12 protein-coding genes are annotated in these 14045 nt (G+C 45.0%); 5 read left to right on the forward strand and 7 right to left on the reverse strand.

The window, feature by feature from the left end:
* The first annotated feature begins 17 nt into the window (after positions 1–17).
* Positions 18–1298 (forward strand): 3-deoxy-D-manno-octulosonic acid transferase, encoded by a 1281-nt coding sequence (locus IHE35_RS00710; protein WP_242788478.1) that lies wholly within the window; start codon positions 18–20, stop codon positions 1296–1298.
* Between the two features lie 392 nt (positions 1299–1690).
* Entirely contained in the window at positions 1691–2404 is a 714-nt protein-coding gene (locus tag IHE35_RS00715; protein WP_242788479.1) for a 16S rRNA (uracil(1498)-N(3))-methyltransferase, read from the forward strand.
* On the opposite strand, the gene IHE35_RS00720 is transcribed toward IHE35_RS00715, so the two are convergent.
* Together IHE35_RS00720 and IHE35_RS00725 are read right to left on the reverse strand one after the other, a co-directional pair.
* Positions 2378–3358: a mechanosensitive ion channel family protein gene (locus IHE35_RS00720; protein WP_242788480.1), complete on the reverse strand. Its 981-nt coding sequence runs from the start codon at positions 3356–3358 to the stop codon at positions 2378–2380. The two genes, IHE35_RS00715 and IHE35_RS00720, sit on opposite strands and share 27 nt — an antisense overlap.
* A 106-nt stretch (positions 3359–3464) precedes the next feature.
* Positions 3465–4088: a DUF805 domain-containing protein gene (locus IHE35_RS00725; RefSeq protein WP_242788482.1), complete on the reverse strand. Its 624-nt coding sequence runs from the start codon at positions 4086–4088 to the stop codon at positions 3465–3467.
* A gap of 252 nt (positions 4089–4340) precedes the next feature.
* Here IHE35_RS00725 and acs point away from each other — a divergent pair, with 252 nt between their 5' ends.
* Positions 4341–6284 carry an acetate--CoA ligase gene (gene acs / locus IHE35_RS00730; protein WP_242788483.1) on the forward strand — a complete coding sequence of 648 codons (1944 nt, stop codon included), beginning with the start codon at positions 4341–4343 and terminating at the stop codon, positions 6282–6284.
* A 147-nt stretch (positions 6285–6431) separates the two neighbouring features.
* Positions 6432–7613: an acyl-CoA dehydrogenase family protein gene (locus IHE35_RS00735; RefSeq protein WP_242788484.1), complete on the forward strand. Its 1182-nt coding sequence runs from the start codon at positions 6432–6434 to the stop codon at positions 7611–7613.
* 54 nt (positions 7614–7667) lie between these two features.
* Here IHE35_RS00735 and phrB read toward each other — a convergent pair whose 3' ends face one another.
* The 4 genes from phrB to msuE form a co-directional block, all read right to left on the reverse strand.
* Positions 7668–9083, reverse strand: a complete 1416-nt coding sequence (gene phrB / locus IHE35_RS00740) for a deoxyribodipyrimidine photo-lyase (protein ID WP_242788485.1) — start codon at positions 9081–9083, stop codon at positions 7668–7670.
* Positions 9084–9199: 116 nt separating this feature from the next.
* Positions 9200–9820, reverse strand: a complete 621-nt coding sequence (locus IHE35_RS00745) for a riboflavin synthase subunit alpha (RefSeq protein ID WP_242788486.1) — start codon at positions 9818–9820, stop codon at positions 9200–9202.
* A gap of 160 nt (positions 9821–9980) precedes the next feature.
* The gene (gene sfnG / locus IHE35_RS00750; RefSeq protein WP_242788487.1) at positions 9981–11093 is read right to left on the reverse strand and encodes a dimethylsulfone monooxygenase SfnG; all 1113 of its coding nucleotides are present in this window, start codon (positions 11091–11093) and stop codon (positions 9981–9983) included.
* 28 nt (positions 11094–11121) lie between these two features.
* Complete coding sequence (gene msuE / locus IHE35_RS00755) at positions 11122–11856, reverse strand: FMN reductase (RefSeq protein ID WP_242788488.1); 735 nt, start codon at positions 11854–11856, stop codon at positions 11122–11124.
* 374 nt (positions 11857–12230) lie between these two features.
* Between msuE and IHE35_RS00760 the strand changes: the two genes are divergently transcribed.
* Positions 12231–12881: a response regulator transcription factor gene (locus tag IHE35_RS00760; RefSeq protein WP_004813697.1), complete on the forward strand. Its 651-nt coding sequence runs from the start codon at positions 12231–12233 to the stop codon at positions 12879–12881.
* A 63-nt stretch (positions 12882–12944) separates the two neighbouring features.
* On the opposite strand, the gene IHE35_RS00765 is transcribed toward IHE35_RS00760, so the two are convergent.
* Positions 12945–13706, reverse strand: coding sequence for a hypothetical protein (locus IHE35_RS00765; protein WP_242788489.1), 762 nt, complete (start codon positions 13704–13706; stop codon positions 12945–12947).
* Positions 13707–14045 lie beyond the last annotated feature (339 nt).

Here is a 14045-nt window from a genome sequence, read left to right on the forward strand (position 1 = left end):
CAATTTCGGGGCAACATTTGGCTACTCCTTTTTGGTACAACGCGGCACTGACACTGATCAAGCCTTTATATCAGTCACGTATTCGTAAGCGTGCAGAAAGTCCTGAACAACTACAACAGGAACTGCTTGAACGTTTTGGTCCGTTTCAGACACCAAAAAACAAACATGCCATCTGGTTTCATGTGGTCTCGGTTGGGGAAACCAATGCGGCACAGCCTCTGATTGAATATTATTTAAAATCAGGTCATCCGGTGCTGGTGACCAATACCACTAAAACAGGTCAGGCACGCGCCAAATCTCTTTTTCTTAAAGAACCCTATTTAAATTTATTTCAGGCAGTGTATTTGCCTGCCGATCAAAAACATCTGATTCGGGATTTCTATCAGAAATATCAGCCGAAATTATTGCTGTTAATGGAAACTGAAATCTGGCCAAATCTCATTGATCAGGCGCAAAATTTTCAGGTGCCCTGTCTGTTGCTGAATGCCCGGCTATCAGAAAAATCAGCGCAAGGTTATGGCAAGGTCAAAGGTTTAACCCGTGGCATGCTGAACGCGATGCAGCAGTTATTGGCTCAGGATAGTGCAACGCAACAACGTTATATTGATTTAGGTATTGAGAAGGCTAAAACTCAGGTCTTAGGCAATATCAAGTTTGATATCACGGCACCACAGCAGTTTATTGAGCGTGCGAGCGAGCTAAAACAGGAGTGGGCTTTACAAGGGCGTAAAATCATTACGCTGGCCAGTACCCATGCACCAGAAGAACAGCAGTTGATGACTGAATTGAAAGCGGCTTTAAATGCTGATCCAAGCTTGCTGTGTATTGTGGTGCCACGTCATCCTGAACGTTTTGATGAGGTATTTCAGGTAGCCCAGGCTCTAAATTTAACAACTCAACGCCGTAGCTTGGGACAGAAAATTGAAGCGGATACCCAGATTTATCTGGCAGATTCAATGGGTGAGATGTGGCTATGGTATGCACTTAGCCAGGCTTGTTATGTCGGTGGTTCTTTAAATGAACCGGGTGGTGGACATAATATTCTGGAGCCGATTGCACTGAATGTGCCGACGATTCTGGGTAAGAATTATTTTAATTTCCAGACCATTGTGGATGAGTTTGTTGAAGCTCATGCAGTAGAAGTCGTAGATAATTTTAAGCAGGCAGCTGAAATTTTATTGGAGCTTTTAAATCATTCGGAAAAAGCTGAAAGTTTGAATACGGCTGCGCAAAAGATTATGCAACAGAATCAGGGTTCGCTTGCCAAGCATATTCGGGTGATTGATCAGTATCTTTAATTTACATCGACAAGTAACAGATATTGGATTTACCAAGACGGCAGGGATGCCGTCGTTAGGCTGTGATACAGGGAAGTATCATCAGCCTAACAAAAGCGTTTTGCCTACTTTTGCGCTGTCAAAAGTAGGGAAGGCCTATACAATAATAATTTGATCTAATTGTGATTTGAGGCGATGTTAAATCAATTTAAAGGGCAATCACGGCCTTTTGATGAGGTACAGAATATATTTTTTATAGCGTAGGCAGTATCTTACTTTTGTCGGGCCAAAAGTAACAAAAGCCTTTTGCAGTGCTGAAGGGACGTCCTGTCCCTCAGCACTGCAGGCGACATCCCTGTCGCCACCCTCTAGCCAATAGAGGGATATATCATATTTTTTTGGTCTACTTTTTTATGAACATCGTCCTGCTTGATCCTCGTCAAACTGAATCTGAACTGTGGTCGGTTAGTGCAAAGCGACAGTTAGAGCATTTGCAGCAGCATCTGGATATTCAGGTCGGTGACACCTTGAAAGCCGGGATTCATGAAGGTAAACGTTATCTCACAGAAATTGTTGAAATTACTGAAAAAACAGTTCGTCTTAAACCTTTAAAAGAAGAAGCTGTGCCAGCGAAATTGCCCGTGACGCTGATTGTGGCTTTACCACGTCCGAAAGTGTTGCGTCGTCTGATTATGGATGCGGTGACGCTTGGAGTAGAGAAGATCATTTTGCTGCATAGCTATCGGGTGGATAAAAGCTACTGGCAGACGCCGTTTTTACAGCAACTGGATCACTATGTACAGCTGGGATTGGAACAAGCAGGGGATACCATTGCACCACAGATTGAACTTTATAAACGCTTTAAACCTTTTGTCGAAGATGTACTGCCGACCTTGATCAGCACAGATCGACCAGCTTATGTGGCGCATCCTTATGCCGAGAGCAAAATGTCTTTTGCAATTGAGCATTCCTGTACAGTGGTGATTGGACCAGAAGGTGGTTTTATTCCTTATGAAGTGGATCTGCTCATAAAAAACGGCTGCCAGGCTGTAAGCCTTGGCAACCGTATTATCCGTACTGAAACGGTCATTCCTTATGTCCTAGGTCGACTGTTTAGCACGGCCTGAAGCATCTTCAGTGTTTTCACCACGGTACACTTTTACTTCCTGTACAGGGTAAGGAATTGAAATACCATATTCCGCAAAGGCTAGGATCACACGTTCCTGAACGGTACTGATCGACGTACCCATCGAACTTTCTGCAGTATCTACCCACCAGGTCACAGTCAGGTTGATCGAGAAGTCGGCCAGTTGAGTCACATTGACACTAAAAGCGGGCTGGCTAAGAATACTTTGATCTTTGTCCAGAATCGCCATGATGATGTCTTTGGCTTTTTGCACATCATCCTCATAGCCAATCCCAACCACAAACTGACAGCGGCGGCGTGGATAAGCGGTATTTACTGTCACTGCACTGGTATAAACCGTTGCGTTTGGAATCACAATACGGCGGCCATCGGGTGAGCGTAGGAAAGTCGCACGGATCTGGATATCTTCTACCGTACCTTCCATACCTGAGACAATAATGTCATCGCCAATTTTAAATGGTTCACCGAGCAGAATCAGCACACCGGACAGCAGGTTCTGAAAAATATCCTTGAAGGCGAAACCAATCGCCACCGAACCAATCCCCAAGGCACTCATCAGCTGCCCGGGTGTAAAGCCTGGAATGGCAATGACCATGGCAATCAGGAAGCCAATAAAAATAATTGCAGATGTACCTACACGGTTAAGTACCAATACCAGGTTCTGTTTACTGTAACTACGTTCACCAATCGCTTTACGCACAAAAAACTTGAACAGTTTCGAAAGCAGGCAAAAGATACTGAAAACGACCAGTGCGATACAGATATAAGGCAGGCGTTCCCAAAACGCCTCAATAAATTTATCGACGGTTGAATACGCATCATTATATTTAGCCGTGTGCTCAATGACGGTCTGAGCAGTTTTTTCGGTTGCTTGATGCAACAGCTCAGTGGTCCCTTCAGTCACTTGGCTTAGAGCATTGTCTTTTTCAGCCACGAGTATCCCGGTTATCAAAAAATCGCACTATTTTGCCTGATTTTTACATTGAACTTAATAGAAAGTTGCATAGCCCTTGCGGGTGGTAGCAAAATTTAACATAAGCTTAAAAATATTCTGTCCCTTGCTGGATCACTTCCTGTGGACTTTCCAGCTCACCACTTCCCATCATAAAGGATACCATGCTGCTAGCAGCAAATAGACTTAACACAGTCAATAGAATCATCAGCCAGGCCAGAATTTTTTCCCAGACTGCAGTTGGTCGCGGTGCACCAAAGCGGTTATGTCCTGCTGTGCCTCTTGCCAGCAGCAGATAGAAAATAAATAAAATATTAGCCACCGGCACTAGCATTAGCAACATCAGCCAGCCAGATTTATTTAGATCATGCAGGCGGCGTGCCACTACCACAATATAGAAATACAGATAGAACACAACCAACAGCAGATAGCCCAAGCCAGCCAAACCAGTCAGTGCATCAACAAACTGCCGATTATCCAGAGACAAGGTAGTCAGGCTGAAAATACCGCTAACCAGACTGAGGGCAATTGAAGCAAAGAAAAAAATGATATGCAGGAAAGCATACCAGCCAATAAAGCTGAGCCGGCCAAAGCGCCCTTCAAGAGAGAGTGGATTATCATTGGAAGGTGCCGGAGAGCGGGAGAAGAATGGCGAAGTATCTTTAGAGTTCATGGGCTGAGCCAGTTCAAGTAATTGAAAACAGGCAAACATGTTTGCCTATAAGGAAGTATAAAAATTCAACACCATTATAAGATTAAACGGAATGGTGAGATACGAAAACTAGACAGGAATGTATTGGATTCACCTGTAAACCTATGTTTTAAATGAATTGATCAGAATACGACCAAAGCATGATTGTCCAATTTGAAATAAGCGGTTCATACTGAGCTATGCATAAAAAACAATCAATAACGTGGCATGAACCTCTCGTGATGAGAGGGAAGAAGATCAAGGAAGTAAATAATGAAAGAGATCTATCCTGTACCAGCAGAATTTAAAAAGACCGCACGGACCACCGAGGCTGAATATTTTGAACGCTACAAGCGTTCTATTGAAGAGCCGGATGAGTTCTGGGCCGAACAAGCCCAGCGCCTTGACTGGATCAAGCCATTTACCAAAGTTAAAGATACCAGTTTCGACAAAGATAATTTCAAGATCGAATGGTTTGCTGATGGCCAGCTGAATGTCAGTGCCAACTGCCTAGACCGCCATCTCAAAGAGCATCCTTATAAGCCGGCAATTATCTGGGAAGGGGATCATCCATCCCGGCACAAAATTATCTCTTTTCATGAGCTGTATGATGAAACCTGCCGCTTTGCCAATGTTCTGAAAAAGAACGGCATCAAGAAAGGTGACCGCGTGGTGCTATATATGCCAATGGTCTCTGAAGCTGCAATTGCCATGCTGGCCTGTGCCCGTATTGGTGCGGTACATTGCGTGGTATTTGGCGGTTTCTCGCCAGACTCGCTGGCTAGCCGTGTTGAAGACAGTCAGGCGAAAATGGTCATCACCGCTGACTCCGGTATGCGTGGCGGTAAACAGATTCCACTGAAAGCCAATGTGGATGAAGCACTCAAACTGCCGGGAACCGAATCAGTAGAGCATGTCATGGTGGTGCATCGCACTGGTAATCCGATCGAAATGAAAGAAGGCCGGGATCTGTGGTATCACATGGAAATCATGACGGTCAATGAGATCTGCCCACCAGAGCCGATGAATGCAGAAGATCCACTATTTATTCTGTATACATCAGGTTCTACAGGGAAACCAAAAGGGGTGCTGCATACTACTGGTGGTTATCTGACGTATGTAAATTCTAGTTTCCGCGAAGTTTTCGATATCAAACAGGATGACGTGTTCTGGTGTACCGCCGATGTAGGCTGGATTACGGGTCACTCTTATGTCCTGTATGGTCCATTGTCAAACGGTACCACCACAGTCATGTTTGAAGGGGTTCCGCAATATCCAAGCTGGGCACGTACCGGGCATATCGTGGACAAGCACAATGTGACTATTCTCTATACCGCACCCACCGCAATTCGCGCCATGATGCGTGAAGGTGATGCCTTTGTGCGTGAAAGTGACCGCAGCAGCCTGCGTCTGCTCGGTTCTGTAGGTGAACCGATTAACCCGGAAGCCTGGAACTGGTACTACAGTGTGGTAGGGGAAAGCCGCTGTCCGATCGTAGATACCTGGTGGCAAACCGAAACCGGTGGTTTTATGATTACGCCTTTGCCGGGTGCAACCGATCTGAAACCGGGCTCTGCAACCCGTCCATTCTTTGGGGTGCAGCCCGCGATTGTTGATGCAGAAGGTAAAGAGATGGAAGGTGCAGTGGAAGGTAATCTGGTGATCAAGGATTCCTGGCCAGGTCAGATGCGCACCATCTGGGGCGATCCAGAACGCTTTATTGAAGCTTATTTCTCGACTTATCCAGGGACCTACTTCACGGGGGATGGTGCCCGTCGTGATGAAGATGGCTATTACTGGATTACCGGTCGTGTCGATGACGTGCTGAATGTATCAGGTCACCGTCTTGGTACTGCTGAGATTGAAAGTGCACTGGTCGCACATGAGTCTGTGGCTGAAGCTGCAGTCGTGGGGATGCCGCATGATATTAAAGGCCAAGGTATTTGTGCCTTCGTGACTTTGCAGGCAGGAACCGAGAGTACGGAAGAGCTGCGTACTGAACTGGTGACCTGGGTCCGTAAGATTCTTGGACCGGTCGCGACACCAGATGCACTGCACTGGGCGCCGGCATTACCGAAGACCCGCTCTGGCAAAATCATGCGCCGTATCTTGAGAAAAATTGCAGCGAATGAACTGGATAGCTTAGGTGATACTTCAACTTTAGCCGAACCACAGGTGGTTGACCATCTGATTGCCGAAGTGCAAAGAACAGCTTAAGCTCTTAAGAAATCAAGAAAATACCGGCTGCCCTCAGTCGGTATTTTTATATCGCTGATAAGCTCTGCATACTTTTGCATATAAGCGCTATATGTGATCTGTTAAGCTTCTGGCATGCTGTAGATAGCTGAAAATGAGTACAAAAGAATGAATGCGCGACAACAATACCTGGATCAATCTCCGCTTGATATTGCTCAGTCTCTGGCGGATCAGTTTGCCTTGACCGCAGCTGAACGTGACAAACAGGGTGGTAATCCCAAGCAGCAACGTGACCTGATTCGAGACAGTGGCTTGCTCGGGCTGTCTATTCCAAAGGAATATGGCGGGCAGGGTGCGGACTGGCAGACAATCTTTCAGACCATTCAGGCAATTGCATGCGTAGACAGTTCACTGGCCCATGTTTATGGCTTCCATCATCTGCTGATTGCGACGGTACAGCTGTTCTCACAGCCGCAACAATATGGTCCCTGGTTTGAACAGACTGCACGGGAAAACCTGTTCTGGGGCAATACTTTAAATCCATTAGATCGCCGTACCACAGCAACTCAAGTTTCTGAGCAAGAATATATCTTCCAGGGTGACAAGAGCTTCTGCTCCGGTTCAATCGACTCAGACATTCTGCTTTGTTCAGGCTATAACGAAGCGGGAAAACTGCTGATCGGCGTGATTCCCACCCAGCGTGAAGGCGTCAGTTTCCTTGGAGATTGGAACAATATGGGCCAGCGCCAGACGGATAGCGGCACCAGCCATTTTGAACAGGTAAAAATTCATGAATCTGAACTTCTGTTAAAACCGGGTCCACTGAGTACGCCTTATTCAAGTTTACGTCCTTTGATTGCGCAATTAATTTTTGTGCATATGTTCTTAGGTGTGGCAGAAGGTGCATTTGAGGTGGCAAAACAAAGTGTACAAACACAAAAAGCTTGGTCATCATCATTGGTAGAGCAGGCGGTGAATGATCCGTTTACCCAAAAGCATTTTGCCGAGTTCTATGTGCAATTAGAAGGTGTTCGTTTACTGGCTGATAAAGCCATTCAGACCTTACAAAAAGCATGGGATGTTGGTGCAGAACTGACCGCAGCACAGCGTGGCGAAGTGTCCGTTGCCATTGCTACTGCCAAAATTGCTTCGACCAATACATCACTTTATATCACGCAAAATATTTTCCAAGTCATGGGTGCACGTGCAACGACGGCGAAACTTAATTTAGACCGTTTCTGGCGTAATGTCCGTACACAAACTTTGCATGACCCTGTCGATTATAAATATCAAGAATTAGGTGAGTGGGTGTTAACAGGTAAAGTGCCTGATCCAAGTTTCTATTCTTGATTCGTCCTTTAAAAAGCCTCTATTTGGAGGCTTTTTATTTGGCTGTATCTTGGCTTACAGTTTTTTAAAAGTCTCAATCGCCCGAGCACGTGAGCTTTTTAAATCCACAATCGGTTTAGGATAATTCAGGTTTAAATTTGGATGCTTTGCATAGGGCTCATGAATCGTTTTTGCATCCAGATGTGCCAGTTCAGGTAGCCATGTTTTAATATATTCGCCATTCGGGTCAAAACGTTGTGACTGATTGATGGGGTTAAAAATCCGGAAATAGGGAGCTGCATCCATGCCAGTCGAGGCACACCATTGCCAGCCGCCGTTATTGGCAGCCAGGTCACCATCAATCAGGTGCTGCATAAACCAGGCTTCACCCAGTCGCCAGTCGATCAGCAGATTTTTGCTCAGGAACATCGCGGTAATCATACGCACCCGGTTATGCATCCAACCGGTCGCTAATAACTGACGCATGCCGGCATCGACAATCGGAATCCCGGTCTGGCCTTGCTGCCAGGCAGCTAAATCTTCTGGAGCATCACGCCATGCTATAGCCTTGGTATTGTCCTTAAATGGCTGATGCTTAGATACTTTAGGGAAGTCGTGCAGGGTATGCTGGTAAAATTCACGCCAAAGCAGTTCATCCAGCCAGGTCTGCTGACCAGCATCTTCAAGTTGAAAATAACCTTGAGAAGAAGTGAATAGAGCCTGCATACATTCCCGGATTGAGAGAATGCCAATATTTAAATACGGCGATAACTGGCTGGTGCCGTCGATCGCTGGAAAATCCCGATCGGTTTTATAATCCTTCAGCCGGTCTGCAATAAATTCACTAAGCTGCTCAACAGCATGCTGGTCTTCTACAGGCCAATACTGGTTGGACGTTTCTTGCTGATAGTTTTGAGCGAAAGCATTTAAATCAAAATCAAATTGAGAGAGATCGAGAGCTTGCTTGGGCTGTGCTTCAATAGCTGGATAACAGGAAGGCACATCGATAAGCAGCCGTTCATAGCATTTCTTTTTAAATGCGGTAAAAACCTGATAGGGCTGCTGGCTCTGGTTACGGATCGAGCCTAAAGAAAACAGAGTACGATCTTCATAGCATTCAAAACTCATCTGATGCTGTTGCAATAATTGCTCGACGGCCTGATCACGCTGCTGCTCATTAACCCCAGTTTCGATATTGCAGTGCACGGTGCTGATCTGAAATTGCTGGCACAGTGCCAAGAACTGCTCTGGAATATCTTTCCAGAGTGGAATGTTTACAATCAGAAGAGGAATATTGAATTGTTCCAGCTGCTGTTTCAGGATTTTTAGCCGCCGCAGATAGAAATCAATCTTGATCGGTGCATCCTGATGCATTTGCCATTGTTCAGGTGACAGAATGACAAGTGCTAAACATTGCCTGCTTTGCGCGGCATGCCATAGGGCAGTATGGTCATGAAGGCGTAAGTCATTCCGGAACCAGATCAGATGCATGTCATTTTCTAAAGAAATAAGATGTCATGCATTCTAAATAATCCGACCGAACAGAAATAGTAGAGAAATATTAACGTGACAGGAGCTGAGTTTTGTCACCATCAGCTCCGAGGGTATTAGCCTTTGGCGAGATGGATATTTTCCAGCGTATCTACTAGGGTACGGGTCATCTGGTCAATTTCATAATTCACTTCGTCACCGACCTGAATAAATTTCCATGTAGTCAGGCGTAGGGTTTCCGGAATCAGGTCAATCGAAATCTCACTTTTGCCACGATCGACATGGTTTAGCGTCAGGCTGCAGCCATTTAGTCCGATAAAACCTTTCAGGAAAAAGTATTTGATATTGCCATTCGGAATCTGCAGGTCGATATGCAGGGTTTCACCGCAATATTCGATCTGGGTCACTTGAGCTGTGCCTTCAATATGCCCATACAGGTTATGACCACCATTTTCCGCACCGACTTTTGCCGAGCGTTCAATATTCACTTCATCACCGACTTTAAGCGATTTTAAGGTGGTGAGTTCAAGCGTGACATTAGAAATATCAAAATGAATCTGTTGCTGCTCACGGTCAATCGTGGTCACGGTCAGGCATACACCATTTACTGCGACACTGGCACCAATAAACACATCTTCAAAGAAACCTTGCTGATCACTGACAATGATCGTAATAAAACCATCGCCTTTGTGAATTTCAATGACCTTTTCCAGACCTTGGACAATACCGGTATACATAGTTAAAACATCTATTCTTGCAATTGCATCACATTGTAGAGAGGAATACAGAATCCGGCTAGCGTTGTACTCTACTGCCTAGTTTTCTGCCCAGATAAAAAAATCCCCTAAGCCGAGCCTTAGGGGAGTAAATGGAACGCGCTAAGATTTGTTGGAATGCTTATACGAGCTCAGCGTCTTCTTGTTGCACAGCTGTTGCCTGTTGTGCTTCAAGTTCACGGACCAAAGGTAGTACCTTTTGGCCAAAATATTCCACTTCTTCAATGAAGTGCAGGAAGCCAGACAGGACTAAGTCCACACCGACTTTTTTTAGTTCAATGATACGTTCCGCAATCTGCTGCGGTGTACCAATCAGGTTAGTGCGGAAGCCATCGTTGTATTGAACCAGATCTTCAAAAGTAGACTTGGCCCAGTTACCTTCACCTTCCGTGGTTGCTGCACCTGCTTCACGTGTGGCATCACCAAAAGATTTCACGGCCTGTACATTCGCTTTGGCAATGATTTCCTGTAGGACAGCTTGAGCTTCTTCTTCAGTATCGCGCGCGATCACGAAGGCATTCACCCCGATTTTCACCTGATGATTGTTGGCTTTGGCCTTTTCACGGATGTCATCAATCTGCTTTTTCAGTTCTTCAGGCGTGTTGCCATTGGTGAAGTACCAGTCAGATACACGTGAAGCCATATCGCGTGCAGCACGGGAACTGCCCCCCTGGAAAATTTCAATATGCGGTTTCTGTACCGGTTTTGGACTCAAGGTATAGTCATTAAACTGGTAATACTTGCCGTCAAAACTGAAATTATCCTGGGTCCAGACACCTTTCAGGCTACGAATAAATTCTTCTGAACGGGCATAGCGCTGGTCATGCTCAGGCCATTCTTCACCAATCGCATCAAACTCGCCGCGGAACCAGCCACTGACCACGTTAATCGCGATACGGCCATTGGTCAGGTGATCAATGGTTGCCAGCTGTTTAGCAGCCAGAGCAGGTTTCCACGGGCCTGGCAGAATCGCTGCGATGACTTTTAAACGTTCAGTCTTGGCCAGAATACCGTGGCTAAAACTGACAGATTCATGCTGATTTTCTGCGTTATAGCCCGCAGTAAAACGGATCTGGGTCAGGGCATAGTCAAAGCCCGCCTTTTCCGCGGCCTGTGCCAGACGTACGTTATAGTCATAGCTCCAGTCAGTGCGCTGCTCGATGTTACTCACGACCAGACCACCGCTCACATTTGGAACCCAATATGCAAAAGTAATATTTTTGTTATTTGACATCCTTCTCACCCTCTAAAGAAGTTATGCATTAAGCAACTTGAGCTTTTGGAGCTTTTTTGCTGTGTAAGCGTGCTTCAGCTGCATCCAGGCTAGGTACGGCTGCAGATGGAAGGACTTCTTCTTGTTCGATCTGTTTGTTGATGCCCAAGTTCTGGTTAGCTTGTTGCGATTTTTCTTTGATTACGTCTGCACGCTGACCTTTGGCTGGCGCCCATTCCAGAATAGGCAATGCACGCGCTACAGCCAAAGTAATACGATCACGTAACAGTTCGCTGTGAATAGTATATTCAGGCGTGAAGTCTTTATCAGTTGCATATACGCCAATTGGTAGTGTTTGTGCCTGGAAGAAGCTGAACAATGGACGTAATTGATGCTCAAGGACTAAGGCATGGCGCTCTGAACCACCTGACGCAGCTAATAGGACAGGGACATCAACTAAAGCGGTTTGTTCAACAAAGTCAAAGAAGTGTTTGAACAGGCCAGTGAATGATGCGCGGTAAACCGGAGTCCCTACAATCAGTGCATCAGCTGCTTCTACAGCTGCCAAATCATCCTGAACGCGTTGTGGTAGCTGGTTACGGTAGATTGCACCACCCAGTAACTGACCAATTTCACTGAATTTAATGAAATGTACATTGATCGGTGTTGCTTCATCCAGCTCATCAATAATCGCTTGTACCAGCGCTTCAGTTTTAGAAGGATGATTTAAACCACCAGAAACGGCAACGATATTAAGTGGCTTTTGTAAATCTTGATTTGACATTTTGGAACCTGAAAATGGTTTGGTCTCGGAATGAGCCTATTAATCCAAAATGCGCTGATGCGTGTAAAATAAGGAAAAGCTGAAAAGTTATCTAAATTTGAGATATAAATTAAATAATCAATTTTGGGAAAGCTGATAGATACTAATCCATTGATATTTTGACTTATATTGAATAAGAATAAGCTTTGTAGTCAGCTGATAATGCATATATAAAAAAATGATGAGAATTAAATAATTAGTGAAATACAGATATTTTAGAATTTATGTAACAAAACTGAATATTATTTTTAAAAATTGTACAGTCTTGCATATCGCTGACATACCGACTACAGGTAGAATATAAGTTACCGTGCACAAGATCTTTCTCACGTCCTATGAATATTTTAATCGTTGATGATCATCCACTGTTTCGTCATGCTTTAATTCAAGCCGTTCGTTATAGCTTACCGCAAGCACAAATTCATGAAACTGCAGCAGTCAATGAATTTTATGAACGCCTGGAAAATGGTCCTGAACCTGATCTTGTGCTGCTGGATCTGAATTTACCAGGTGCTTCCGGTTTTTCTGCATTGGTGCATGTCCGTGCCCAATATCCTTCACTTCCGATTATTGTGGTATCGGCTCACGAAGAAGTCAGCATTATTCAACGCGCGATTGCACATGGTGCGATGGGTTATATTCCAAAATCGGCGCATCCAAGCCATATTGGTGAAGCGATTCGTGAAGTACTGGAAGGCGAAATCTGGTTACCACCAAATCTGCCAGCCAACATGAACTTCGATCCACGTGCCGCTGATGAAACCGCACTGGCTGAACGTATTCAGTCTTTGACACCACAACAGTTCCGTGTATTGATGATGGTGGCAGAAGGCTTGTTGAACAAGCAGATTGCTTATGAACTGGATGTGTCGGAAGCAACCATTAAAGCCCACGTGACGGCGATCTTCCGTAAGCTCGGCGTGCAGAACCGTACCCAGGCTGTATTGGCGATCAATGCGCTGAATATTGAAGAAAAGAAAATCTAAGTTTTTCGAAGCGACAAAAAAAGACCTCCGTAGAGGTCTTTTTTATGGCCTGAATATCTGCTTTTAGGCGATACAGTCCTGTTTCGGGGTAAGGTCCGCGCAGAATAGCGGGTTCAAGGCACATTGCAGTTCATCAATCTGTTCCTGAGTGACATAGCCTTTTGACATCAGGTATTCAGCAACACGGTCATCACGCAGACTCAGAAAAGCCGCATCATACACACCCAGGTCTACAAACAGTGCGGCCGTTTCCAGGCTGTTAAAGCGATCAAGGTAAACGTCATTGCCATACATCAGGAAGATATGATCCTGTTCTGAATTTGGATCGACACGTAGGCGTTCTGCCAGCTCAAGAGGTGAGGTTTTAATAAATAGCAGTTCAGAAAGTTCATCAAACTGTGAGGTATCCAATTGATCCTCGCCAGTTTTGACCTTGGCCAGCCAAGCCTTGAAGACCAGCACCGCACCACCGCGCAATAACATGCTCCAGATCTGATGGCGGGTATCTTCACTTAACTCTGCAGATTCGGTTTCCAGTGACTGAATCAGTTTAGATTCCTGCTCTGCCAGACGTTCAAACAGTCCCAAACCTTGAGGCTTGTAGGCAAAAGGCTCAAAGACATCAAAGTGCAGCTCTTCAAACACCTGCAGCGCGAGGGGAACTGCACATTGATACAGCGTTTCTAGCGCTTCAACCTGAGCAGGGTCAAGTTTGCTGTATTTAAACAGATTACTCCAGTCGATTGCCGGCAGCATGGCATTGGCACCGTATTGACAATGAAACTGTCGGTTCTGATGAATATCAGTAGTAGTGTCTAAGCTCATGATTAGTCATCCTTTATGCAGTAATAAGTGATCAGCTGACATGCGGATGAAGAATATAGGCATGAATAGATACTGATCGTTTCTAAGTCATATTTTTAGAGCGAAATAGGGGGGTGAAAAAATACGACTAAAGTTCAAATAATCAACTTAATCCAATATTAGTTTATATAAAATAATAACTTACAATATTGTAACCAAGTGCACACAGGTTCACGTCAGGAATGGTGAAGTTTTGCCATAGCGATTTTCAAAATGATATTTTTGGTCAATGGATGTAAGGATTTTTAGCCTGATTTTGATGTTTTTGGCATATGAGCTTAAAAATCATGCAAATATTGA

This window comes from Acinetobacter sp. ASP199, from assembly GCF_022700675.1.
Lineage (GTDB): Bacteria > Pseudomonadota > Gammaproteobacteria > Pseudomonadales > Moraxellaceae > Acinetobacter.